We start from the raw sequence: 23,922 nt of genomic DNA, 5'->3' as shown, positions 1-23,922 counted from the left end.
ACGAGATTCGATGTGGTCTGCAGAAGTACCGCGACGGTCGACGATGGTCACTGGAACGATCCAGGGGCGCCGAGGTCTCGCGGTATCCGTATTTCGATGGCGTCGCCGGCTGGCTGTTCAACCGCGCGACATGAGTAGAGGGTGCGCGGAGGCTCGTGGCCCACTCCGCAACAAAGAGTTTCCCCGTATCTCTACGGTGTAGAGCTACAGCTGATCACCTGTAAGGTCAGAGGTCAAGCGAAATACGTTGACAAACAACAAGTTTGTTTGTGGACCTGAAGCCGACTGGCGTGCCGCTTACCTTGATTTACCGAAAATGGTGAAGCAGTCATGACACCCTCGGACCGATCCGATCAGCCGCCCCGCGACAAAATCGATCGCGAATACGTCGTCTCGGCCGCACTGTCCATCATCGACGGCACCGGACTCGACAGCCTGACCATTCGCAGCTTGGCCGTGTCGATCGATCGCGACCCCATGACCGTGTACCGATACGTTGCTACCAAGGAAGCGTTGCTCGACGCCGTAGCCGATTCGATCCTCGGTGGCCTCGTGGCGGTCGATGGGTCCGACACCGACTGGAGACGTCAGCTGACGATCTTCGCCCGGCATTACCGCGAGCTGGCCCTCGAGCACCCGCGGGCGGCAGTTCTGCTGGCGACGCGGCCACGGGCTACGCCCCTCGGACTGGGGACCAAGAGGTCCTTGGTGTCACTCGAAGGCATCCTCGGTTTACTGACCACTGCCGGTTTCACCGTGCCCGAAGCACTCTCGGCATACCGGCTGCTGATGTCACTCCTACGCGGGCACGTGCTCAGCGAGACCCAGGAGACAACAGCTCATCCGGACGAGACGGTGGACAGATTGAGCCTTGCGCTGCGCAGACTGCCGACCGACGACTTCCCCATCATGTCCGTCATCCCCCCGCTCATCACGGAATACGACGGTGCCCACGAACTGAACCGCGGTTTGGATGTCCTGTTCGACGGCCTCGGGAACATTCCCAAGAGCTGAACACCACTCACCGACCGGCGTGTACCCCCGCAGCTGAAGTCACCGCATTCACAGCACGGGCCCGGTCTCGTTCGCCTTCTCTTCGTCTCTCTGCTGCTGAGCGGCAGCCAGCCCCGACATCGTGCGCAGCGGCACCTCTTTCAGGAAGAGCACCAGCACGAACCCGAGGACCATCAGGATCGATACGGCCAGGAACACATAGTCCATGGCATCGGAGAAACCGATCCGGAACGGTTCGGCGAGTGCGGGTTCGAGCTTCTGAATGAACGAGCTGTCCTGCAACGCACTCCCGGCGACCGAGGCGTCACCCGACGCGATGGCCCGGGCAAAACCGGATTCCAGTGGATCGGAACTGCTTGCCGCAGTCTGCACCGCCTGCTGGAAGGCCGGCGTCGAGCCGGCGGCGATCAGTGCATCGCCTGTCTTCGGAGTCAGCTGAGTGAAGAGCATCGACAGGAACACCGCCACACCCACCGTCGCACCGATCTGGCGGAAGAACGTTGCGGCAGAGGTCGATACGCCCATGTCCTTGGGCGGCATCGCGTTCTGGATCGCGAGAGTCAGCGGCTGCATCATCGAACCGAGACCGAGACCGAACACGCCCATCACGACCATGGTCTGCCACAGCGGAGTATCGGCGTGGACGTAGTGGAACGTGAACATCGCGATGGCCATCAACGCGGTGCCGACAATCGGAAAGATCTTGTAGCGTCCCGTCTTCGAGATCATTCGGCCCGACACGATCGACGCGACCATCAGTGCGCCAACGAGCGGCAGGGTTTGATAGCCGGCCAGAGTGGGCGAGGATCCCTTGACGACCTGCAGATACTGCGGCAGCAGAGAGATACCACCGAACATCGCGGCACCGGCAATGACGCTGACGGCAATACACAACGAGAACAACGGGTTTCGGAAGAACCGCATGGGGATCAGGGCGTCGTCGCCCATCTTGATCTCGGCAAGCACGAACGCGATGACGCCGACGATGCCGATTCCGAAGCACAGCAACGCTCGTGGCGAGCTCCAGCCCCACACACGACCCTGCTCGGCGATGATGAGCAGCGGCACGAGCCCGACGCTGAGCAGAACTGCGCCCCACCAGTCGACGCGTGCTTCGCGTCGGTACACCGGCAGGTTCAGCACCCGCCACACGACGACGAGGGCGATGATGCCCAGCGGCACGTTGATGTAGAAGACCCAACGCCAACCGGTGATTCCGAGGATCGACGACTGCCCGGCGAGCAGCCCACCGATGACCGGCCCGAGCACACTCGAGGTCCCGAACACAGCCAGGAAGTAACCCTGGTACTTGGCACGCTCACGCGGCGGCACGATATCGCCGATGATGGCCAGCGCCATCGACATCAGACCACCCGCGCCCAGGCCTTGGATCGCGCGGAAGGCGGCGAGCTCGTACATCGACGTCGCGATGCCGCACAGCATGGACCCGACGACGAAGATCGAGATGGCCGTCATGAAGAACGGCTTGCGTCCGTACAGATCGGAGAGCTTGCCGTAGAGCGGCGTCGAAACCGTCGAGGTGATGAGGTAGGCCGTTGTCACCCAGGCCAGAACCGAGAACCCGTTGAGATCGTCGGCGATGGTGCGCACAGACGTCGACACGATGGTCTGGTCGAGGGCAGCGAGGAACATGCCCATCATCAGGCCGGACAGAATGGTCATGATCTCGCGGTGCGAATACTCGCCGCTCGCGGTAGTCACTTCTCGCTCGGTTACCATCTCTTTAGTGCACCTTTACGTAGCGTTTGCTTGTGTCCTACAACGATATTCGGACCACCAGCATGCTCGCAGAAGGCTGTCGAAGCAAAGGTTTATTTGCCACGAATCCGGTCGCGCACCTCACGCATCGTGTGCGGATGAATTCCCTCCGCGGCGAGCACTCTTCTGGTCTTGCGGCGCGTCAGCAGAACTCCGGTGACAGCGACGATCCAGACCGGGAACTGAACGAGCAGGGCAACCCGAAAGCCGTCGAAGGTGTAGCCGCCCATCGCGTCGAGAATCCACCCGATCGCCGCGATCACCAACAGCGACGCCAGAAACCCGCCGATGTTCACCATCCCCTGCGCCGTTCCCAGATTTGCGCTCGGATTGAATGTGCGGGCGAGGTCGAAACCGATCACCGAACCGGGACCACCCACCGAGATCACCACCACGAGGAGCACCAGCAACCACAGTGGCGCAGGTCCGGGTAACGCCAACACGATCGCCCAGATCGTCGCGTTGCTGATCATGATTGCCAGCACCAGCCACGACCGTCGCATCGGGTATCGCCCGGTGAGGAGACCGACCACGATGCCCGAGACCACCGCGGCGGCCACCGACACCGTGAGCAACGCTCCGGCCGTCGACGCCGACAGGCCCTGCGCCGACGTCAGATACGGCACACCCCACAACAACGCGAACACAGTGATCGAGAACTGGGTGCCCATGTGGGAGAAGAAGCCGAGCCGGGTGCCGGGGCGTCGCCACACCTCCGCGATGGACGCGAGGGTCTGTCGCAGTGACGTGGGCTCGATATGGGGAGTGATGCCGTCACCGGGGCGATCTCGAACCAGGGCGATGACGAGCACAACAGCAAGCAGCCCCAATGCCGCCGCGCTGCCGAACGCGAACGTCCAGCCCGGCCCGTTCAACAGAATCAGGAACGGGACAGCGGAGAGCACCTGACCGAGTTGGCCGAGCAGACCCGTCAGCTGCGAGACGATCGGCACCCGCCGCGGGGAGAACCAGCGCGGCACCAACCGCAACACCGAGATGAAGGTGAGAGCATCGCCGACGCCGACGAACGCACGCGCCGCCACAGCGACCGGGAGCGACTCGGTGAGTGCCAGGGTGATCTGCGCCGACGCCATGATCAGCGCGCCCGCGGCGATCATCCTGCGCGAACCGATCCGATCCAACAGCACACCGGCCGGGATCTGCATCGCCGCATACACGATCACCTGCAACACCACGAACGACGACAGCAGAGACGGCGACACCGAAAACCGATCCGCAGCACTGAGGCCGGCGACTCCGAACGACGTGCGATGCAGCACCCCGACGATGTAGGCGAAGACACCGATGCCCCACACCACCCACACGGTTCTCCCTGTAGTCACGAGACGATTGTGTCAACCACGCTGTGGAATAGTCGGACCCGGTAGTTCGTAGAGCAAGAAAGTGAGTGACGTCATGGCCAAGCAGCTGTTGGTGCTCAACGGTCCGAATCTCAACATGCTCGGCATCCGGCAGCCGGAGGTATACGGCCACGCAACCCTCGCCGACGTCGTCGCCCTGTGCGAGAAGACCGCCGCCGACCACGGACTCACCGTGAAAGCGGAACAGTCCAACCACGAGGGACAGATCATCGACTGGATTCACCAGGCCCGCGGGGTGGCGTCGGGCATCGTCATCAACCCTGGTGGACTGACGCATACCTCGGTGGCGCTGCGCGACGCACTCGTCATCCCGGAGGTCCCGATCATCGAGGTGCACATTTCCAACGTGCACGCCCGCGAGGAATTCAGGCACCACTCCTTCGTGTCGCCTATCGCCAGTGGCGTCATCGCCGGACTCGGCATCGACGGATACCGCTTCGCCATCGAACGACTCGCTGCTCTTATCTGACACAGCTCTCATCTGACACTCAGGTTGCCCTGCATAAACTGGTCGCCGTGAACACGAGCAACAAAGCATCGAAAGACATCAGGGCAATGCAGAACGGCGACAAGAATCGCCGAACGCTGATCCAGATCGTCGTCGCAGTGGTTCTCATCGCGCTCGTTGCGGCAATTGCATTGTTCATCGTCAACAGGAATTCCACGTCGGGTGAGGCATCGCCGACCATGGGGGCAGGCATGTCGAGCGGGAACCAGCTCACCCCGACGTCGTTGACCGACACCGGTGCCATCCGCTTCGGCAATCCCGACGCCACCACCGTCATCAGTGTCGTCGAGGACTTTCAGTGCCCGGCGTGCAAGAACTTCGAGTCCGTCAGCGGGTCGACATTGCAGCAGGTGGCCGACGCGGGCAACGTCGCGGTGGACTACCGACCCATCTCCATTCTCGACCGCTTCTCGAACGGCACGATGTATTCGACCCGTGCCGCGAGCGCCTCGATCTGCGTCGCCGAGAACGACCGGGGCAGCTGGATGGACTGGCACAACGCCATGTTCGCGGAGCAGCCCGCCGAGAACGGCACCGGGCTGACAGACGACAAGCTCGTCGAGATCGCCGCCTCGGCCGGTGCCGACTCCCCCGCCACCGCGTCGTGCATCACCGACGGCAGCTACACCGATTGGGTCACCAGCCAGACGCAGTCCGTCATCGGCGAGGGCATCAACGGCACGCCGAGCGTGCGCGTCAACGGCACCGACATCAGCAATCCGACCCCCGAGAACATCCTCGCCGCGGCAGCCGGAAACTGAGCGGCAGCCGGTAGCAGAGCATGAGAACCCGCGCAGGCGCAGCTGTCTTCACGATCTTCAGCGCGATCGGGTTGCTCGCTGCACTGACGCTGACGATCGAGCGCTTCAAGTTGCTCGAGGACGCGTCGTACGTTCCGTCGTGCAGTTTGAATCCGGTGCTCTCGTGCGGTTCGGTGATGGTGACGAAACAGGCTGCGCTCTTCGGCTTCCCGAACCCCATCCTGGGCATCGCCGCGTTCTCGATTGCGCTCGTAGCCGGGGTGCTGTGGCTCGGCCGCGTCGAACTGCCGCATTGGTTCTGGCTCGGCATGAGCGGCGGCCTGCTGCTCGGCGAGGTGTTCGTGCATTGGCTGATAGTCCAGAGCCTGTACGAGATCGGCGCACTGTGCCCCTACTGCATGGTGGTGTGGGCCGTGACGATGCCGCTGTTCGTGCTGGCTCTGAGCCGGACGATCGGTACCGCCTCCAGCACAACAGACGGAGCCCCGGGCACGATCGGCCGTCTTTTCCTCGAATGGCGGTGGACGCTCCTTGCCGTGTGGTACGCAATCGTCATCGCGCTCATCGGAATCCGCTTCTCGGACTACTGGGCCTCGTTGCTCTGACAGTTCCACTGCTCTGAGTTTCGCTGCTCTGACAGTTTCGCAAAACTCATGAGTCGATCGACTGCACCGTGCATGATGGGTGCAGCACCCGAGTGAGACTGATCACAGCTCCTGGCTCGGGGAAGATCGTTCGAGTAGCAGGAGTCGATACATGGCAGGCGATCCATTCGCAGTCATCGTTGCCGTCATCGTGTCCGCCGCCGGTGTTGTCGCCGGAACCGACGCCCCGGCTCCGATTCCCGATCAGGCGGTGACGGATCAGGCCGCAGAAATTGCCGCCAACGCCGAGGATCAGGCGAAGACGATGAGCGATCAGTGGACCGAACTCCTGGGCACCATGCCCGAGCCGGCCGCCGACGTCGCCGACCGCACGTTGTCCGACGCCGCCGACGGCCTGCACACCGCCGTCGAACCGATGCTCCCGAACCTGCCGACGGTGGAAGACATCGAAAAAGCCGACACAGAAGCAGCCGGCGCAACGGTGCCGACCGCGGCGGAAGATGCACTGGCTGCCCTCCCCACCGCAGCCGGGGCTGTACCTGCTGCCGTCTCCCCGTCTGCCCCACTTCCGTTCAGCGTGTTCTCGCCGAGCGCTCTTTCGTCAACCGCTCTTTCGTCAACCGCAGCCGCACTCGGTGCCGGTGCGGTCCAGTTCGCGGGCCGCACGTACTCCGCCGCCGATATCGCCACCCAGACGGCGTTCATGGCGTCGGCCGAGGCCATTCGGCGCGCACTCTTTCCCGGGCTGCCCGTGACGTTCACCGGCATCAATGTGGGCCCGATCGGCTTGGGTGCGGTGGGAGCCATCACCGCCTTCGTGCCGTGGTTGCAGAAAGCAGGCAACATCTGCGGAGGCGTCAAAGGCACGACGATCGCCGCACTCTATGCCGCCGAGAACGGCTTTCGGTACGGGCCGACTGCTCCTGTTTCGAGCACCGGCGCACAGGGACCGGGACAATTCATGCCAGGGACGTGGGCGACCTACGGCAAGGACTACGACGGCAACGGCGTCGTCGACGTCAACAGCGTCGGAGACGCGGTCATGGCGTCGGGCACGATGCTGTGCGATATCTACGGGCAGGTCGACGGCTGGAAGCGAGAAGGCAAGGTCTCCGGTGACACGCTGGACCTGACCCTCGCCGGATACAACGCAGGCGCGGGGGCGGTACTTCGATCAGGTGGTATGCCCTCGGGCACAGTCGATTACGAGACACAGACCAAGCCGTACGTGGCCCGCATCAGAGCTACCGAGGCGCAGTTCGCCGCAATACTGACCCCGTTCGCTGGGCTCGACCTCACCGGAATGGGCGGCCGGGCAGTGCAATTGGCGATGGACTACCTGGGGCTGCCCTACGTCTGGGGTGGCGGAAACATCAACGGCCCATCCGGCGGTGGATTCGATTGCTCCGGTCTGACGTCGTACGCCCTGTTCAAGGCCTCGGGCGGGAAGGTGACGCTGCCCCGCACCTCCGAAACACAATGGAACATCGGCACCGAGGTTCCGATGGAACTGGCACAGCCGGGCGATCTGCTGTTCGGAAACTGGGGACCCTCCGGCCCGGGACACGTCGCGATCTACATGGGTAACGGCCAGATGGTGCACGCTCCCACCACCGGTGACGTCGTGCGCGTGGCACCGGTGTTCGACGGTATGCGCGCCCGGCACATCGTCTAGGTGCGCGCGTACAGTGCGAACGTGACCAATGCACGCGTGGAACCGGCCGGCTTCGACGACGAGCTGGCACCGGAGCCTCCACCCGGTGAGGGCTTCGAGACCAACTGGCCGGTGCGGACAGGCGACATCGATCCGACCAACCGACTGCGGTTCGACGGAGTTGCTCGCTATCTACAGGACATCGGCACCGACAACCTCGACGCCACTCCCCTGGGCAAGACCGATCCGGTGTGGATCGTCCGGCGCACCGTCATCGACGTCTTCGAGCCCATTCACTTTCCCGATCGTGTGCACATGCGTCGGTGGTGTTCGTCGATGTCGACGCGCTGGTCCAATATGCGAGTGGCGCTGACGACCCCCAAGGGTGGACGCATCGAAACCGAGGGCTTCTGGATCAACATCAGCAAGGCTACCGGAATGCCGACCCGCATCAGCGACGGGGCACTGGAGATGCTGGCCAGAACCACCGATCAGCACCGGTTGCGATGGAAGGCCTGGCTGACCGAGCCGGCACCGGCGGCATCGCACACCGACGTGCAGTTCCCTTTGCGCGCAACCGATATCGATCCGTTCAATCACCTCAACAATGCGGCGTACTGGCACGCGATCGAGGAGCTGCTGGTCGAGCTGCCCCAGTTGGCGGCGTCTGCGCATCGCGCCGTGATCGAGTACTTGACCCCGGTCCTCGCAAGTGAACACGTCACCCTGCGCCACCGCTACGAAGGCGGCGCATTGACCGTCTGGTTCGTGGTCACCGGCGCATCGGGCGAGCCGACGGTCCGCACCGTGGCCAAGGTCGCACCCAAGGCCTGACGGTCGAGCTTGCCGCGCGGGGTGCGCGGCAAGGCGTCCACGACGGCGATCACCACGGGCAGGCTCGGGCCAGGCAACATCGAGCGCACGTGCCGACGTATCTGCGCCACAGTGGGTGAATTCTTCTGGACTACAACCACTCCCGCGGCAGGTACCTCACCGGTGCGATCGTCGGGAACGCCGACGACTCCGACATCGAGAACACCGGGGATCGACAACAGTGCCGCTTCGATCGGGGCCAGCTCGACCGTGAGCCCGGCTCGAACGATCGTCTCGCTGCCGCGGCCGAGCAACGTCAGTCGCCCCTCGTCGATGCTGCCGCGATCGCCGACCGTCATCCACCCGTCGATGGGCCCGTTCGTCAGGGTGGTGTGGTCGCCGACTCGGCTCAGGTAACCGTCGAACAGCATGTCGCTGCGCACATGCAGCAGTTCGTTCCTGGTCTCCACCTCCACCCCGCCGAACAACGCGCCCTCCACACTCGCTCCCTCGACACCCATGCCGGCAGCGGTTCGACGGTCGTACGAGACGAAGCTCAGTTCCGATGCACCGTAGAAGTGCGTCATGGTTGCGTTCGGTAACACCGTCGCCAATGCCGTGCGGGCAGACTGCGGCCATCGCGCCGCAGACGAGAGCACCTCGCGGACGCCGGGATAGCGGGCGTTGGATCGAGCGATGTCCCAGGCGATGGTCGGTACCGAATAGAGATGTGTCGGAGCATCTTCGAGAGCGACCGCCGCCTTCCGTAGATCCACCGTCGCACCCCGGGTGAGCCCGTGCAACGCACCGTAGAGAAAGTGCGTGTGATCGAGGGTGCCGGATGCAGACACTCGATCGCCCGGCCCGAGCTCGAACAGTGCATCGGAACGGTCCAGCGTGGCAGCCCACGACGCTTGATCCCGAACGAACAATTTGGGTGGTCCGGTGGTCCCCGAGGTGATGCCGACCAGGAGTTCGGCGCTGCGTGCGGGTGGATCGAGCGGCGCGGCACGGCCGGTGGTGAGCTCCTCGGGTGCCAGCACTGTGTCGGCACCCCAACGATGCACTCGTGCGTGCTGGCGCGGATGCGCGGCAATCAGCGAGGGCTCACACACCGCCGTGACATCCGCGAATTCCTGAGCCAACAGATGTCGATGCAGCAGAACGACACTCACACCGGCATGCATTGCCGCGACGACGACCACCAACGAGCCGATGTCCGACGTCGGCAGTACCGCGGTGCGACGCTTCCCTGCCAACGCGGTCGCCGCGCATGTCACCCGATCCCAGAATTCACAGTACGTGATCCGGTCGGTCGCATCGACGATTGCGATGTCTTCGCGGTCGGAATGCCGCGCTATTCGGGCGGCAAGAAGCTCACTGGTCATCGCGTGGTTCGTCTTCACCATCGTCTTCACCGTCGTCGTCCACACCACGCGCGACGAGGGCATCACCCATCGCGTCGGCGGTGCGGAGGGCGCGCACCAGAACCGGGGTTGCCAGAGCCGTCATCGACCACTGCAGCCCGCGAGCTTTGCGCGCCTGGGACACCTCTTGGACGATGGACGCCAGCAGCGGAATGCACCGAATGGCAAGGGCCAGCAGCAGTCCGATGCGATCCGGGTCGACGCCGAAGCGCCGGATCGGCCCGAGTGCGCTCGTGACGGTATCGAGCATGTCGGTCACCCGGGTGGTCAGCGTGACCAGCGCCGCCAGGGCAACAGAGATCACCAGCACCCCGCACACCACCACCGCGCGCTGCCACGTGGTGATCAGTATCTGGAACACGCCGATGATCAGCAGCATCCACAGCACCGGACGAAGTTGCGCCAATGCGACTTTCGCCGGAATGCCGGCTACAGCGAACAGGGCGGCGACCACCAGAGCCACCACGCCCACCTCGAGCGGGGTGCGTGCGAAGATCACGGTCGCCAAAATCGCGACTATGAGCGACAGCAGTTTCCAACCCGGGCTCATTCGGTGCAGCAGCGATGTACCGGGGCGGTAGAGACCGATCACCCGATCAGCTCCCGATACGCCGGAACCGCAGCGTCGGGGGCACCGTCGAACGCGACACGGCCGTCGTCGATGACGATGACACGCTCGAAGCTGTCCAGCAGAGCAAGCTGATGAGTGACGACGACGACTTGCTGATCCATCGAATCCAGCGCCTGCGCGACGACGCGTCCGTTGCGCAGATCGAGCAACGTGGTCGGCTCGTCCGCAACAACCACCTCCGGCCGCCTGATCAACACTGCACCGATCGCGAGCAATTGCTTCTGCCCACCGGAGAGCAGGTGCGCCGGGTGATCGCGATGCTGATCCAGTCGAAAACGGACGAGGATTTCGTCGACGCGGTCGGCTACCTCTTTCTTGCTCAGCCCGGACCTACGCAGAGAGAACGCGAGATCCTCTGCGACAGTAGGCATGACGATCTGCGAATCGGGGTCGGTGAAGACGAACCCGACCTTTTTGCGAACCTGCGCACCCTTCTTCGCGGCGTCGACGCCATCGACCGTGACGCGGCCGGAGTCGGGTTTGATCAGACCGTTGATCATCCGGGCCAGCGTCGATTTTCCCGACCCGTTCGACCCGATGATGCCGATGCGGCGCTCGTCGAATTCGAGGTCGATGCCATGCAGCACCTGCCGCTCCCCGAAGGAGTGGGAGATGTTCTCGAACTTGATGCTGCTCATGTAACCCTGCTCATGTCACTCGCTCCACCAACATCGCTATTCCTTGCCCGCCGCCGATGGCGCAGGCCGCCAATCCCAGTGCCGGACCACTCGGTTGCAGCATTCGAGACGCCAATCGCACCAGCAGAATTGCGCCCGATGCGCCCCACGGGTGACCCATCGCGATCGCCCCTCCGTCCGGGCAGATGCGCGCTTCGTCGATGCCCAGCGCATCCGAGACCGCGAGCACCACCGATGCGAATGCCTCGGTGATCTCGATGACGCCGATGTCGTCGAGTGACACCCCGGTGCGCCCGAGTAGCTTCTCGATCGCAGGTACCGGGCCCAGACCGGGAAGTGCCGGATCGGACCCGGCCACCGCGCTGCCGAGAATGCGCAGTGCCGGCATACCGGCGGCACGTTCGGCCGTGGTGATCGCCAGAACTGCGGCACCGTCGGAGATTCCGCAGGAGTTGCCAGCGGTGACGGTGCCGTCGGAGGTGAACGTGGGACGCAGTCTGCCCAGGCGCTGGGCAGTCATGTTGGGACGAATGCGCTCGTCGGCGCTCATCTGTCCGATCGGGACGATTTCGGCGGAGAAGTCGTGTGCCGAGGCTCGTGCAAAGGACCGCGCCGCATACTCGTCCTGCCGCTGCCGGTCGATTCCACACATACGCGCGAGATCGTCTGCCGCAACGCCCATGTCAGGATCGTCGAAACCATGGGGAGCGAACGGCGCTCGGGTGTAGCGAACCGGCTCGGCACCGTCGACCGGGGGCCAGAATCGCCATGGGCTGGTACTCGCCGATTCGACGCCACCTGCCAGAATCAACGCCTCCTCGCCGCTGCGGATGCGCGACGCGGCCTGCATGACGGCGTCGAGTCCGGATCCACACTGGCGGTCGACGGTGACGCCGGGGACGTCGACACCCAGTCCCGCGAGCAGGGCCGACACTCGCGCAACGTCGCCGCCGGGGCCGAGGCAGTTGCCGAGGATCACGTCGTCGATCGGGAGGTCGAGCGACTTCAATTTTGCTGCAACGGTATTCAGCACCGGCGCAGCGAGGTTCGGTGCGGTTGTTCCAGCGAAGCCATGACCGGCAATGCCGATCGCAGTTCTTTTGGCCGCAACGATCACTGGAGTCATCACAGCAGGGACATTCACAGCAGGGACATTCACAGCAAGGCTTTCCGGGCGATTTTGCCGCTCGGGGTGCGGGGCAGCTGCTGTACCACCGTCCACTTTCGCGGCAGTGCCTCCTTGGTCATGACTGCGCGTGCGTCGGCGCGAACGACGTCGAGGTCGCGGGTTCCGTCGAGTTCGATGACAGCAGAAACCGTTTCACCCAACACCGAATGGGGAGACCCGATGGCGGCCGCGGCTCGAACGCCGTCGAGTGCGGTCAGGATGCGCTCGACGTCCTCTGCGACGACGGTGGTGCCGCCGACATTGATCGCCGCGTCACCCCGACCGTGGACGAGCAGTTCACGGTCATTGAGCTCGGCCAGATCACCGACGCCGAACCAGCCGGTGGCACCGAGCGCAGCGTACGGCGAACGAACGAACAGGTACCCGTCCTCGGTGCGCGCCTCGACATCGCGGAGCAATCGCAGTGCCGCGTGCTCGCCCGTCACCCGCGCCGCCACCAACGACAGTTCTGCTGAGCCGTAGTACTCGACCGACCTGATGTGCTGCGCCGAGATCGTGTGCGCGGCAGCGTCATCGAGGCCGGCCCCGGCCGCTACGGCAACTCGCGCATGAGGCATCCGGCGGAGGACGTCACGGAGTAACGCAGGAACCGCGTGTACCGCCGTGGCCCGGGCCGGGTCGTCGGTGACGCAGGCCCCCAGCCACAGTGCGTGTACTGCGGCGAACAGGTGCATCGTGGCGTGCAGTGGTCCGGTTATCAGCACCGAATCGGTAGGGCGGATATCGGTGATCTCGGTGAACTCCGGGAAGCTGTCGACCCACGACGCGGCAGTGCGCTCGAGCGGCTTGGGGCTCCCGGTGGAGCCGGATGTCGCGACCAGTAGGAAAGCGTGGGGATCGGTATGGGTAGGGCGCTCGGGGCGGGCCGACGAATCCTCGACCCGCACCGCGCTTCCCTGCCGCGCCGCTGCGAAAACGCAGATCAGCGCCTCGGGCAGTTCGAGTGCCGATGCGTCGTGCACCGGGAGGTGAGGCCATTGCTCGACGGCTTCGTCGAGGGCTGCGTATGTGAACGTGCGACCCGACCAGACGATGGCCGGGTCGTCGGCCCGGTCATTCGCCCTGCCGGTGGCGCTGCCTCGACCTCCCAGCTCGAGAGTCACGCCTTGATCAGGCCCGGATATGCGCGGTGCACGCTCTTGGCGACGACGGTAGCGACGACGACCTTGGCGATGTCACCGGGCAGGAACGGGCCGTTGGACGTGATCGCCGCCCAGACTCCGACGTCGGTACGCAGGATCAGACCGATGATCCCGAAGACGTACACCACCACGATGCCGCCGACGGCATTGATCGCCAGACCGAGCGCGATCGAGTACTTCGGCAGAATGCGGGCGGTGAGCCAGCCGATCAACAACGCGGCCGGTATCCAGCCGATCAGGTAACCGACGGTGGGCCCGGCCATCGCCGACAGACCGGTACGTCCGCCCGCCAGCAGCGGGAGGCCGATCATCGTCAGCGCGAGAAACACCAGGACCGCAGCTGTGCCTTTCCGGGCACCGAGGATCGCGCCGGAAAGAATGATGCCGAGGGTCTGCAGGGTGATGGGGACACCGGAGAAGCCGACCGTGATCGATCCCGGCAGGCCGAGAGCAGCGATGAGCGCTGCGAACACTGCGATCTGCGCCATGTCGCGGGCGGAGACGTTCATTCGGCTGACCTTACGGCTCGGAGGGCGGGTACTGCTGTCGACATCTGACACGGGCGGCTCCTAGAGGAGTGGGGCGGTCACCTGCCCCAGAGACTTGAACGGCGTTCAAGGTAGCAGGTGTGCGGTTCTGACCACACCCTGGACGGCCTTCAGTTCAAAAGGGCGCAGGATCGTATCTGCTCCGGTCGAGTCGGATGCGCACGTGTACGACACGGCAGTGCTCGAGGTAGGCACGTCTCTTTTCTGCAAGTTTCTTCCTTGCAGTTTCCGATGACGTCGAGCGGAAATCCGCGAGTGTCGGCGGTGCGGAGCCGCGGTACTCGAGCTCCCACCGGGTGGGTTCGAACGGGGACGGGGCATTGTCGACCGACTTCTTTCGGCGACGGCGGCGGCGAGGAGGCGAAGCGATCGAGGAGTCCGGCAGGGTGACCGCACGCAGACCCAGCGAGTTCGACCACAAAATTGCCCCTCCAGCGAGCATCACCGCCGACCACGCTTTCGAGGTCTTCGCCTGATGGTGAAAGACGCACACCGTTTGGAGATTGCCCACGATCGTCCAGCCGCCACGCCCCGGATCGCCCTTGTCGAACGGGACCAGATGATCGATCTGACACCTGACCGAGGGCACGTCGCAGTTGGGGAACGTGCACGTGCGGTAGGCCGTTCGCACCAAGGCGGCAACGCGCGCGCTCGGCCGGTATGTCACCGCAGCTCGCGACGGAACGCATTCGCCGCCATGACCGTCGGGGAAAATCCCGCGCGCACGCTCGGGCTGTTCGGCAATCCATCCGAGCCAGCGTGCGACAAGCCCGTCGCGGACAGACTCCTCCCCCAGAATCCGATTCGCAGGCGGACAACCTGCGGCACACATGCCGCGCATCGGCGGAAGCTCGGCGGCACTGCGCACCCGGCCGATGCCCACCACTGTGCGCAACAGACGGAAGCCGGGTGGAGACTGTCCGACCGCTTCGTCAGGGTCTTCGAGATCGTCACGATTCTGTGGGTCAACCGGGTAGCCCGAATCCTGGATCGAGGGACTGCGGCCGCTGTCAGGGTCGCTGCCTCCGGTGGATCCGCCGCCTTCATCGTCGGGATCGTCATCACCATCCGGACCGTCGTCATCCGGGCCGCCGTCAGGACCGCCGTCGTCGTCCGGGGTGTCGTCGTCCGGGGTGTCGTCATCCGGACCGTCGTCATCCGGACCGTCGTCATCCGGACCGTCGTCATCCGGACCGTCGTCAGGGCCGCCGTCGTCGTCCGGAGTGTCGCCGCGTTCCGGAGTGTCGTCGTCTGGGGTGTCGTCGTTCCGAGTGTCGTCGCTCGAGCCCTCGCCCTTCGGGCCTCGCTCGTCAGGCCTGTCCTCCCCGGGCTTCATCATGTCGACCAACTCGGTCAGCATTGCCTGCCACTTCGCGTCCGCGGCGACGATGCGCGCCACCTCGGGATCGATAGGAGTCCCGTCCGCCAAGGTTGCGGGCTCCGCGGACAGTCCCAGCAGCGTCTCCACCGCCACCACGATCTGCAGGAGGTGTCCGCGCCTCGGTGGAAGATCGTCGGCGGCACCGGCAACCGGGCACTCGTCGCCGAGATCGCACTGACAGACCAGCGAATGCTCGCCGTGCAGCAACGCCATCAATCCGGCGGCCCGCAGCATCCCCGTCGACCGCGGATCGTCCTTGCAGACCGTGCCGACGATCTCGACGATGAGTGCATCTGCTTCGGCCGATTCCAGATCCGTGATCTTCGCGATGAGCGTCGAAATACCGCCAGGACCGGTTCGCACGATCCGCACTCCGACTTCCTCCGACTTCGCCGTCTCGCGAGCCTGCGCGGCGCCGTCCGGATCGGCCTTCATCCACAACCGCCAGATTCGGTTCCGCAAGGCCTGCGGGCGCATTCTGCCCCCTGCGGCGCAGACCTCGTATTCGATTTTCGAGATGGTCTCGTCAGTGGCGCGATGCAACACCGAGGTGATGGTGACCACCGTCGACCAGTCGAAGCTTCCGGTCACGAAACGCAAGGCAGTCAACGGCATTCGATGCAGACGCTCCGCGACGTCGTGCACCACCGACGCATCGCGACGCGTGCCCGTCATCGTCACGGCCAAATCGCACAACGCGCCGCGGACCGTCTCGCCCGGATCGCCACCGGCGGCTTCAGCAGCCTCCAGTCGCATCTCGAGTACGTCGCAGTACGCGAGTACGGTCCCTGCCCGGGCAAGGTTCTCGTGGACGCGGTTGAGCGCGATGACGTCGAGAAACCCCGCAATGCAGTCATCGACCGGTGGCGTTTCCGCCACGCCCCACCCCCCGGTATCGAACATGTATTCGATCTTACGAGAGGGGTCCGACAAGAAAATGTTCCGCGCATTCGGCGTCGGGATTGTTATAAAGGAACCGTGGGCAATTACTCGATTCGCGACGTCCGGCCGGGTGATGAGGACCAACTCGGCACCGCTCACGTGGCCATCTGGAAGGCGACATACCCGGGGATGATCAACGACGCCAAACTCGATGCACTGATGCCCGAACACCGCATCGAACGGTGGGAGCAGATCATCGCCGGCCTCGACGAGGCGTCGTCGCATGGAGTCCGGACCAGATGCGCAGTGGACATCGCCAGTTCCCGGATCGCCGGTTTCGCCACGGGCGGCCCGCCACGCGATCAAGACCCACCCGCAGACACCGAATTGTGGTCATTGAACGTTCTGCCCACGCATCACGGCACCGGCGTCGCCACCGAATTGTTGGTCGACGCAATCGGCCACCGGAACAGATCGGCATATCTGTGGGTCGCAGCGGCCAACGACCGCGCGATAGCGTTCTACCGCAAGCATCGGTTCGAAGTGGACGGCACCACCCGGTTCGACCCGGACTGGGATTGTCTCGAAGCCCGAATGGTCAGGGCTTGACGGGCGGGTTTCTTCTGGGTGTATCCGGATCGAGCTTCTCGGGATTGAGCACGACCTCGGCCACCATCGGCGTTGTCTCGACGGTCGCATCGCCGTAACGAACGGCCACCGTGTTCGGCAGAAACGCCTCGAGCGCCCTCGGGGTCAGCCACCACAGCAGCGCGGTGAACAGGATCAGGATGTTCACCCACTGCATGATCGTTGCGGCATTGTCGGACGGAATCACCCGATCGAACACCTGAACGTTCATCACCAGACCGTGCACTGCGATCAATACCCACAGCCGCCGGTAGCGATAGAACACCCACACCGCCGCCGCACCCCAGCACAGGGCCCAGAGAAAACCGCCGCCGCCGAAGTACAGATAGAGGAAACCCCGCATCGTCGCCGACAGCGCCATGATGGCCCATATCGGCAGCCTGCCCACGAGTAGCAACACCGGCAGCGCCACCAGAATCGGCTCCTCGCGCAGACCCACGGCCAGCGCGGAAACCACTGCAAGCCAATCGGATTCGACCGATGCCGGAACCGAGAAGCTGAAGCGGAGCACGTCCATTCGGGACAGCACGAGCAACACTGCGGACGCAGCACCGATGGCGGCGCACCAGGTGATCGCCGCCTCGAGCGCAGTACCGCGACGCATCGGCCATACCGCGGGCAAGGTGCGACGACGAACGAAATAGACCGCAGCGATCGCCGCGGCCCCTATCGCCACCTGAACCAGACCGACCGCAAGGTCCATCCATTGATCCGACAGTGCGAGTACGGGCGCAGGCGCATTCGGCTCCCGGAAACGCCACAGCGCACCCACCAGCGAGATGAAGTAGACGACGCCCCAACCGGCCACCAGACCCAGAATCGACACGGCAGTGCCGACTGCGGTCAGGCCACGCCGAGGCAAGTGAGCCGCGGCTTTCGCATCCAGACTGCTCGCCACCAGGTCACCACCATTCACTCAGCACCGCATCGCCTGTTATCGAACAGCTGTCGACCCCCGGACTTGTTTATCACGCGGGGACCGAAAATTCAGTACCGTCGCAGCGACGTCGGTCACCGTCCACCATCGCGGTCCGGTGCGTCGGACGAATCCTCGCGTCCGAAAATGTCGTCGCGTAACTCCCCGACAATTCCGCGCCTGTCGGCGCCGCGTCTGTCGGTGCCGCGACGCGAGTCCCATATGTCCACCACAGCGAGGACCATCAGGACACAGCCGAGTGGGCCACCCTGAAACCAGTACACCCGCAGGTCCCAGAAGAACAGCGCCAACACTGCGCCGGCGACGATCATGACGATACTGCGCGCATCGGTTGCCCGAAATCTTCCTGCCCTCATGACGCATCCTTTCCTCGGGTCGACCGCAGCCGACGTCACACCAGCTTCATCTCGATGGCCGTATCTGCGACCAGCAGCGCACCCACGACGAGCAGTACCGTTCCCACCACGTCCTGGCTCCAGCGTTCGACGCGGCGCATCAACCGCGACAGAAGTGACGAAACAAGTTGCGATGCAGCGACTCTGGCGGCGAGCAGAACCAGAGCCGGTAGCAGGGTGATGAGCACGTAGACCGCGAGAATCGAGACCGAGGATGCCCACCCCAGACCGGAATCGGCCACCGCGTCGATCGCGGCGAGATAAGGCAGCATCGTCACCACCTCGACCGCGCCCACAGCGACAGCGAGAAGGGCCACCCCACGAGCGCTTGCCGGTGCCCGCATCCACCACTTACCACTCGGGCGACGACGCCGTCGATCGCAGACGAGCCCCGCAGCCAGAACGACACCACCCACCGTCATCCGCACCCAAGCATTTCCGGGCACGGCATGGGTCATGAAGGCAGCGGTCACGTCTTCGATCAGCGTCAGCAGCGTGATGCCGACCCCGAGATACAGCAGCCCCAGCACGCCCAGGTGCAACAGGACCCCTCGAATCCGGAACGACGGCCGCACCATCATCCACAGTGGGACGACGAGCGTGCCGACACCGATGCTGTCCACCAGTGCCAGCCCGACCAAATTAAAAAACACAGCTGTACCATAACATTTATTCCACACATCTGTACCGGAAAAATCCGAGCGTGCTAGAACAGACCGATGCCGAAGATCGTCGACCACGAAGCACGCCGGGCGGAGATCGTCGCCGCCGTGTGGCGCGTCATCGAACGAGCGGGCATGAACGGCGCGACGGTGCGCAGCGTGGCCGCCGAGGCGGGCGTCTCCCCCGGATCATTGCGGTACTACTTCTCCGACCAGGGTGAACTGGTGCTGTTCGCAGCCGAGGCGATGACGCAGCGCATCGTGCATCGGTTGGAAGCACACCCCGCCGAGGGTGACGGCCTGACGCGAGCTATCCGCGTCCTCGAAGAAATGCTCCCACTCGACAAGAATCGCCGCGTGGAAGCGTCGGTATGGCTCGAGGCGATCGTCCGAGCAAGATTCGACGAACGGTTGGCCGCCCTCAAGACTGCGGGCTGGTTCGGGAGTCGGTACCTGTGCCGACTGGCCTGGGCACACCTTCGCGATCTGGACCTGCCGAACTCACCGGGATTTTCGTTCGGGAGCGGCGCAGACGAGAACGCCGTCGCCGAACTGCACACCTACATCGACGGGCTGACGCTGCAGGCAGTGACGTACCCCGAACAACTCACCTCCGAGGAGGTCCACCGACTGCTGCAGGACTACCTGACGGCGCGGCTCTAGGCCGTCTTCGCAGCAGCGACGAATCCGGCCCGATCCGTTACTCGAGGTAACGTCGATGGGATGCATGTGTCCGACCGCCTTACCGACCACGTTCCCCAGCGCTGGCTCGAGCCCCTCGTCAAGCACGCCGAGGCCCTCAAGTTCCTCATCGTCGGAGCGATCACCTTCGTCGTCACCGTCGTCCTGTTCTTCGGCCTGAAGTGGACGATCCTGCAGGACAAGCCGGTGACAGCGAACGTTCTGGCCGTGCTGATCGCGACGATCGTGTCGTACATCCTCAACCGGGAATGGTCGTTCACCGCCCGCGGCGGACGTCGCCGGCACCACGAGGCCGCGCTGTTCTTCGCCGTCGCCGGAACCGGCCTGGCAATCAACCAGCTACCGCTGTGGGTGTCCAGTTACATGCTGGATCTGCGCGCTCCGAACGTGTCCTTCCTCACCGAGAACATCGCCGACTTCGTCAGCGGCTCGATCATCGGCACACTGCTGGCGACCGCGTTCCGATGGTGGGCAATGCGCAAGTTCGTCTTCCCGGAACCGGTGAACATCGTCCCCGATTCTCCGCCTCTGACCGTTTACGGTGGACGGCATGGCGACCACTAGGACCCTCGTGCTGATGCGGCACGGCAAATCCGGCTACCCCGACGGCGTTCCCGACCACGAGCGGCCCTTGGCGACGCGCGGCGAACGCGAGGCGGGACTTGCCGGAGCCTGGATCGCCGAGCACGTCGGGCGCGTCGACGCAGTTCTGTGCTCGACGGCCCTGCGCACTCGCGAAACCCTCGCCGCCACCGGTCTCGGTGACACGCCGACTCGATTCGAGCGCGACATCTACGGCGGATCCGCCGACGAGATCATCGACGAAATCCGACTCACCGATACGTACTTCGCAGGTACCAACACCGCAGACGTGACGGTATCGACCTTGATGGTCGTCGGACACGAGCCTGGAATCCCCTGGACCGCGCTCGAGTTGGCGGCAGACGACGACACCGACATCGCCCGCGAGGTTCGGCACCGCTTCCCCACTTCTGCGATAGCAGTGCTCACCACCGAAAAAACATGGGCTGAACTCGCAGCAGGCTCGGCCACGATCACCGAGTTCTGCATCCCGCGCGCCGATCAGTAGTCAGTGCTTATCGGTAGTCAGCGCCTATCGGTAATCAGCGGTTCCTGAGGTACAAATATCCGGCACCGCCAGCTGCAATCAACAGGATCAGCGCCGCGGGGAACCCGAGCAGCCACCACACCACTGCCAGCACCACCAACGCAGGTGCGGCCGCGATCAATGCGATACCGGGGTTCTCACGAACCGTCTCCAACGCGGACTGTGCGTGCACTCTGTCGATCTTCTTTCCTGCCATGGCGGACTCCCTGTTTCGTGTGTCCTGTATGCGTACTTCCACTGTAGGTGCACCCGTTGCAGGCGCATCGGCAGTGGGCCACTACCGGTCCATGACGGCAAGCGTTGCCGTGGACGAATACACCAGTCCATCGCCGGATTCCGTCACCTGCGATGCCAGGTACGGCTCGGATGTATACGGGTCCGGTGTCGGCTCGATCTCCGTCCGACGGCGCGTCGAACCGTCACTCAGCGCAATCGATTCCACGGTACCGCCGACGGCGGAGTACGCGAGACCGTCGGCGTATGCAGTGATCGGGTAGTAGTCCTCGGGATCGTTCTCCCACCGGATCGAGCCGGTTTTCAGGTCCAGGGCCGTTACATGCGCGGTTCCGGGGGCACGCGCGATCACCACGTCGCCGACGACGGCCACACCGTTGGTCGACGCCAACAGCGGACTCGACCAGAGAAAGCCGCCGTTCGTCCGATCGAACGCACTGTCACCGACGACCATCGGCATCGACAGGTCGGTCGGTTCGTCGATCTCGAGGAAGGGATACACCGGCAGCGGAGCCCTGGCAACCGTTCGGCCATCCGAGGCGAGCGCGACGGTACCGGTGAACGTCTCGGACTGCGTACACACCGAATCGGTCATGATCACCAGCGCCGGTTGCACCCGAAAAGGTTGCGACACACAACTGTCGGGGAATCCCCGGTACCACGTGATCGATCCGGTGGCCGAGTCGAATCCTATTGCCGTGGAACCGAACCGGCCCAAGCCGTACGTTCCGTCGACGGTGATGGCAGGCCCCGGCGAACCCGCGTAGATGGTCTCTCCGCGAAACTCGGTGACCCAATCGCGGCCGATATCGTCCACGGAACCCTTCGCGAGTTGCGGACGTCCCTCGTAACCTGTCTGCGTCACAGTGGAGCTGACCGAGTAGAGCGATGACCCGTCGGTTCCGACGGCGAGGACCCGCTGCGGCACACGAACGGACCTCCCCTCACCGGTAGCGGCGTTCACCGTGACTATCGTCGATTCCGGGTTCTCCGCCACACTGCTCGACACGCAGACGATGTTCCCGGACAGTGGCCGATCGGCACAGGAGTCCACACGAAGGTCGTCTCGCCGCCACACCGTGGATCCATCCGTCGCGTCGAGGCCCACCATCGCAGGCGCGTCGAAATTCCCGGTGGCGGGATCCGGCAGACCGACAGTCGTGACGTACACCCCGCCCGCATCGATGAATCTCGCGGCACTGGGGTTGAGTCGTCCGCCTGCACCAGGATCACGAAACTGCGCGAACTCACGACCGTAGACATCCTCGGCCGCTCTCGACCACCGGACCTCCGGCGGAAGCGGCACCACCGACGTGGTCGTGCTCGACGGCGGGGGTGCAGTTGCGACCACTGCCCTGTCTTCCTGCGTGGCCCTGTCTTCCTGCGTGGCCCTGTCTTCCTGCACTGCCTTGTCTTCCTGCGCGACAACTATCACTGCAGCGACGACGGTCACGAGGGCAACTGCCCCCGCAACCCACACCGGCCACCGGTTGCTCACAGGTCGAGACCCGGTGCCGTCGCGATGGACTCGAGATTGCCGACGGTGACAAGTTCGCCCGCTGATGTCGACGAGATACGGATGCGAGTACCGGACGGCCGGGTGACGGTCACGGTACGGGGGCCGAACTTCGAACGCTCGGAGATCGATCCATCGGGCAGGCGAACCGTGTCGACCGAGCGATCAGCGGCCGGGTCGTACTTGTCAGGAATCTCGGGGAGTGGCTGACCACCTGTGATCGATACCCTCACAACACCTTCCGAACCCGGCGTCACAATATTTCCTGCTGTACACAACGAGTCGTCGGCGAATGCGACGCGTTGCATCGGTGCCAGTGGCGGATCGAAAGCAATCACGGCCCGAAGTGCGCGGACGCGAGCCCGTTCCAGAGCGCCACCGATACGGTCTGCGTCGGCGCGGGTCACCGCCGGTCCATCCTGCGACCCACCTCGCGCGTCACACGGCAGCGGAGGGGGGCGGGTTGCGTCCGGTACCGGTGCGTCGAGTCGCAGATCGCTGGACGACACGAGAGATATCAAGTCGACCATGGACATCGCTTCGTCCGAAGACACGAACTGACTTGCGTTGGCCTGCAACGTTGTTCCGTCGGGTGCGTAGGCAGTCGCCGTCCTGACCACGGCTGTTCTACCACCGTTTTCGCTGGTGGACTCCTTCGTGTCCACGACCGCACCGTCGGCCACCACCTGCCTGCGATCGAGACTGCCACCGACACAGGGCGGTACACCACGAGTCGACTTCGAGATCGTCACCGTCACGTCGGCACCTTTGCCGTTGCGAATCAGCAATCCGGCCGCAGTGGAGCTGGCGAACATCGACAGATCATCCATCGAACTGTCGTCCCCAGAGCCGTCGGACACAGAGCTGCCGGACGTGGGACCTTGGACGGGACCGAATCGAAACGCGGATTCGGCACCGAACACGGACGTACCGGGTGTTGCGAACACGATGGAAGTCTCGGACGGCAACGCAGAAGCAAGCGCGTCGGACAGCGCAGTCGCCTTGCGCCCGGAGAACCATGGATAACGGGGATCGTCGAAGCTGCCACCGTCGAGCCGGAGGATCACCCCGACGGACTCCCCGGCTCCGGGAACGACGACGGCATCACACCCCGGAATCGTGGTCGACGTGTCACCCGGGTCGTAGCTCGACGAGCTGAACCCGCTCGACGCAGGTGTCTCCGGCAACGCGACGACCGCAGGGCCGGACGCATGTGACTCGACGACGATCACTCCCGCGGCAACGACCGCAACAACGACGAACACCCAGAAGATCTTCGGTTGACGCCCGAGCACTCCGAGGTTCAACGCGCCGAGGTCGATCACGGCGACGAGCCTAGTCTGCT

General features: G+C 64.3%; 25 protein-coding genes. 10 read left to right on the top strand and 15 right to left on the bottom strand.

The annotated features are described in order from the left end of the window. The first annotated feature begins 330 nt into the window (after positions 1–330). The gene (locus O4220_RS19195) at positions 331–1,014 is read left to right on the top strand and encodes a TetR/AcrR family transcriptional regulator C-terminal domain-containing protein (protein ID WP_269607075.1); all 684 of its coding nucleotides are present in this window, start codon (positions 331–333) and stop codon (positions 1,012–1,014) included. Positions 1,015–1,062: 48 nt separating this feature from the next. Here O4220_RS19195 and O4220_RS19190 read toward each other — a convergent pair whose 3' ends face one another. After that, complete coding sequence (locus O4220_RS19190; protein ID WP_420030433.1) at positions 1,063–2,754, bottom strand: MDR family MFS transporter; 1,692 nt, start codon at positions 2,752–2,754, stop codon at positions 1,063–1,065. Between the two features lie 92 nt (positions 2,755–2,846). Continuing rightward, positions 2,847–4,118 (bottom strand): MFS transporter, encoded by a 1,272-nt coding sequence (locus tag O4220_RS19185; protein WP_420030437.1) that lies wholly within the window; start codon positions 4,116–4,118, stop codon positions 2,847–2,849. Between the two features lie 91 nt (positions 4,119–4,209). On the opposite strand from O4220_RS19185, the gene aroQ reads away from it, so the two are divergent. From aroQ to O4220_RS19160, 5 genes are all read left to right on the top strand, one after another. Continuing rightward, entirely contained in the window at positions 4,210–4,644 is a 435-nt protein-coding gene (gene aroQ, locus O4220_RS19180; protein ID WP_269607072.1) for a type II 3-dehydroquinate dehydratase, read from the top strand. 47 nt (positions 4,645–4,691) lie between these two features. Continuing rightward, positions 4,692–5,444, top strand: coding sequence for a DsbA family protein (locus O4220_RS19175; protein ID WP_269607071.1), 753 nt, complete (start codon positions 4,692–4,694; stop codon positions 5,442–5,444). Between the two features lie 20 nt (positions 5,445–5,464). Then, positions 5,465–6,049: a vitamin K epoxide reductase family protein gene (locus tag O4220_RS19170; RefSeq protein ID WP_269607070.1), complete on the top strand. Its 585-nt coding sequence runs from the start codon at positions 5,465–5,467 to the stop codon at positions 6,047–6,049. 151 nt (positions 6,050–6,200) lie between these two features. Beyond that, positions 6,201–7,724, top strand: coding sequence for an NlpC/P60 family protein (locus O4220_RS19165; RefSeq protein WP_269607069.1), 1,524 nt, complete (start codon positions 6,201–6,203; stop codon positions 7,722–7,724). Positions 7,725–7,745: 21 nt separating this feature from the next. Beyond that, on the top strand, positions 7,746–8,537 hold the full coding sequence (locus O4220_RS19160) for an acyl-[acyl-carrier-protein] thioesterase (protein WP_420030432.1): 792 nt from the start codon (positions 7,746–7,748) through the stop codon (positions 8,535–8,537). On the opposite strand, the gene O4220_RS19155 is transcribed toward O4220_RS19160, so the two are convergent. The 7 genes from O4220_RS19155 to O4220_RS19125 form a co-directional block, all read right to left on the bottom strand. Next, positions 8,441–9,925, bottom strand: coding sequence for an AMP-binding protein (locus tag O4220_RS19155; protein WP_269607068.1), 1,485 nt, complete (start codon positions 9,923–9,925; stop codon positions 8,441–8,443). The genes O4220_RS19160 and O4220_RS19155 overlap by 97 nt on opposite strands. Continuing rightward, positions 9,894–10,535 (bottom strand): energy-coupling factor transporter transmembrane component T family protein, encoded by a 642-nt coding sequence (locus tag O4220_RS19150; RefSeq protein WP_269607067.1) that lies wholly within the window; start codon positions 10,533–10,535, stop codon positions 9,894–9,896. Before O4220_RS19150 ends, O4220_RS19155 begins: the two co-directional genes overlap by 32 nt. After that, complete coding sequence (locus O4220_RS19145) at positions 10,532–11,212, bottom strand: energy-coupling factor ABC transporter ATP-binding protein (protein ID WP_269607066.1); 681 nt, start codon at positions 11,210–11,212, stop codon at positions 10,532–10,534. Before O4220_RS19145 ends, O4220_RS19150 begins: the two co-directional genes overlap by 4 nt. Before the next feature lie 10 nt (positions 11,213–11,222). Further along, entirely contained in the window at positions 11,223–12,338 is a 1,116-nt protein-coding gene (locus O4220_RS19140) for a thiolase family protein (RefSeq protein ID WP_269607065.1), read from the bottom strand. Between the two features lie 29 nt (positions 12,339–12,367). Continuing rightward, a complete protein-coding gene (locus O4220_RS19135) occupies positions 12,368–13,504 on the bottom strand; it encodes an AMP-binding protein (RefSeq protein ID WP_269607064.1) in 1,137 nt (378 codons plus the stop codon). Continuing rightward, entirely contained in the window at positions 13,501–14,052 is a 552-nt protein-coding gene (locus O4220_RS19130) for a biotin transporter BioY (protein WP_170944753.1), read from the bottom strand. The genes O4220_RS19135 and O4220_RS19130 overlap by 4 nt, the downstream gene beginning before the upstream one ends. Positions 14,053–14,206: 154 nt before the next feature. Beyond that, the gene (locus O4220_RS19125) at positions 14,207–16,375 is read right to left on the bottom strand and encodes an HNH endonuclease signature motif containing protein (RefSeq protein WP_269607063.1); all 2,169 of its coding nucleotides are present in this window, start codon (positions 16,373–16,375) and stop codon (positions 14,207–14,209) included. 75 nt (positions 16,376–16,450) lie between these two features. Here O4220_RS19125 and O4220_RS19120 point away from each other — a divergent pair, with 75 nt between their 5' ends. Then, a complete protein-coding gene (locus O4220_RS19120) occupies positions 16,451–16,963 on the top strand; it encodes a GNAT family N-acetyltransferase (protein ID WP_269607062.1) in 513 nt (170 codons plus the stop codon). Here O4220_RS19120 and O4220_RS19115 read toward each other — a convergent pair. From O4220_RS19115 to O4220_RS19105, 3 genes are all read right to left on the bottom strand, one after another. After that, complete coding sequence (locus tag O4220_RS19115; RefSeq protein WP_269607061.1) at positions 16,953–17,900, bottom strand: CPBP family intramembrane glutamic endopeptidase; 948 nt, start codon at positions 17,898–17,900, stop codon at positions 16,953–16,955. The two genes, O4220_RS19120 and O4220_RS19115, sit on opposite strands and share 11 nt — an antisense overlap. Before the next feature lie 113 nt (positions 17,901–18,013). Then, the gene (locus O4220_RS19110) at positions 18,014–18,295 is read right to left on the bottom strand and encodes a hypothetical protein (RefSeq protein ID WP_269607060.1); all 282 of its coding nucleotides are present in this window, start codon (positions 18,293–18,295) and stop codon (positions 18,014–18,016) included. Between the two features lie 35 nt (positions 18,296–18,330). Then, entirely contained in the window at positions 18,331–18,987 is a 657-nt protein-coding gene (locus O4220_RS19105; protein WP_269607059.1) for a GAP family protein, read from the bottom strand. Between the two features lie 66 nt (positions 18,988–19,053). Here O4220_RS19105 and O4220_RS19100 point away from each other — a divergent pair, with 66 nt between their 5' ends. Genes O4220_RS19100 through O4220_RS19090 form a run of 3 tightly spaced genes read left to right on the top strand, consistent with a single transcriptional unit; the run spans position 19,054 to position 20,788 of the window. After that, on the top strand, positions 19,054–19,659 hold the full coding sequence (locus tag O4220_RS19100; protein WP_269607058.1) for a TetR/AcrR family transcriptional regulator: 606 nt from the start codon (positions 19,054–19,056) through the stop codon (positions 19,657–19,659). Positions 19,660–19,719: 60 nt separating this feature from the next. Then, positions 19,720–20,262: a GtrA family protein gene (locus O4220_RS19095; protein ID WP_269607057.1), complete on the top strand. Its 543-nt coding sequence runs from the start codon at positions 19,720–19,722 to the stop codon at positions 20,260–20,262. After that, on the top strand, positions 20,249–20,788 hold the full coding sequence (locus O4220_RS19090; RefSeq protein ID WP_269607056.1) for a SixA phosphatase family protein: 540 nt from the start codon (positions 20,249–20,251) through the stop codon (positions 20,786–20,788). The genes O4220_RS19095 and O4220_RS19090 overlap by 14 nt, the downstream gene beginning before the upstream one ends. A gap of 34 nt (positions 20,789–20,822) precedes the next feature. Here the strand turns inward: O4220_RS19090 and O4220_RS19085 are convergent, their stop codons facing one another. The 3 genes from O4220_RS19085 to O4220_RS19075 all read right to left on the bottom strand — a co-directional run bounded on the left by O4220_RS19085 (position 20,823) and on the right by O4220_RS19075 (position 23,902). Then, the gene (locus tag O4220_RS19085) at positions 20,823–21,023 is read right to left on the bottom strand and encodes a membrane protein (RefSeq protein ID WP_027498199.1); all 201 of its coding nucleotides are present in this window, start codon (positions 21,021–21,023) and stop codon (positions 20,823–20,825) included. Between the two features lie 81 nt (positions 21,024–21,104). Then, positions 21,105–22,559, bottom strand: a complete 1,455-nt coding sequence (locus tag O4220_RS19080; protein ID WP_269607055.1) for a PQQ-binding-like beta-propeller repeat protein — start codon at positions 22,557–22,559, stop codon at positions 21,105–21,107. Further along, positions 22,556–23,902: a hypothetical protein gene (locus O4220_RS19075; protein WP_269607054.1), complete on the bottom strand. Its 1,347-nt coding sequence runs from the start codon at positions 23,900–23,902 to the stop codon at positions 22,556–22,558. The genes O4220_RS19080 and O4220_RS19075 overlap by 4 nt, the downstream gene beginning before the upstream one ends. Between the last annotated feature and the right edge of the window lie 20 nt (positions 23,903–23,922).

It is taken from the genome of Rhodococcus ruber, from assembly GCF_027270735.1.
Lineage (GTDB): Bacteria > Actinomycetota > Actinomycetes > Mycobacteriales > Mycobacteriaceae > Rhodococcoides > Rhodococcoides rubrum_A.
The sequence above is the reverse complement of the archived record's forward strand: the minus strand, read 5'-3'. Positions and strand labels throughout refer to the sequence as shown.

Bases quoted from the DNA above. Each gene is read 5' to 3' on its own strand.
- O4220_RS19195 (WP_269607075.1), top strand. From the start codon at position 331: ATGACACCCTCGGACCGATCCGATCAGCCGCCCCGCGACAAAATCGAT.
- O4220_RS19190 (WP_420030433.1), bottom strand. From the start codon at position 2,754: ATGGTAACCGAGCGAGAAGTGACTACCGCGAGCGGCGAGTATTCGCAC.
- aroQ (WP_269607072.1), top strand. From the start codon at position 4,210: ATGGCCAAGCAGCTGTTGGTGCTCAACGGTCCGAATCTCAACATGCTC.
- O4220_RS19170 (WP_269607070.1), top strand. From the start codon at position 5,465: ATGAGAACCCGCGCAGGCGCAGCTGTCTTCACGATCTTCAGCGCGATC.
- O4220_RS19165 (WP_269607069.1), top strand. From the start codon at position 6,201: ATGGCAGGCGATCCATTCGCAGTCATCGTTGCCGTCATCGTGTCCGCC.
- O4220_RS19155 (WP_269607068.1), bottom strand. From the start codon at position 9,925: ATGGTGAAGACGAACCACGCGATGACCAGTGAGCTTCTTGCCGCCCGA.
- O4220_RS19145 (WP_269607066.1), bottom strand. From the start codon at position 11,212: ATGAGCAGCATCAAGTTCGAGAACATCTCCCACTCCTTCGGGGAGCGG.
- O4220_RS19140 (WP_269607065.1), bottom strand. From the start codon at position 12,338: ATGACTCCAGTGATCGTTGCGGCCAAAAGAACTGCGATCGGCATTGCC.
- O4220_RS19130 (WP_170944753.1), bottom strand. From the start codon at position 14,052: ATGAACGTCTCCGCCCGCGACATGGCGCAGATCGCAGTGTTCGCAGCG.
- O4220_RS19125 (WP_269607063.1), bottom strand. From the start codon at position 16,375: ATGTTCGATACCGGGGGGTGGGGCGTGGCGGAAACGCCACCGGTCGAT.
- O4220_RS19110 (WP_269607060.1), bottom strand. From the start codon at position 18,295: ATGAGGGCAGGAAGATTTCGGGCAACCGATGCGCGCAGTATCGTCATG.
- O4220_RS19100 (WP_269607058.1), top strand. From the start codon at position 19,054: ATGCCGAAGATCGTCGACCACGAAGCACGCCGGGCGGAGATCGTCGCC.
- O4220_RS19095 (WP_269607057.1), top strand. From the start codon at position 19,720: ATGCATGTGTCCGACCGCCTTACCGACCACGTTCCCCAGCGCTGGCTC.
- O4220_RS19090 (WP_269607056.1), top strand. From the start codon at position 20,249: ATGGCGACCACTAGGACCCTCGTGCTGATGCGGCACGGCAAATCCGGC.
- O4220_RS19085 (WP_027498199.1), bottom strand. From the start codon at position 21,023: ATGGCAGGAAAGAAGATCGACAGAGTGCACGCACAGTCCGCGTTGGAG.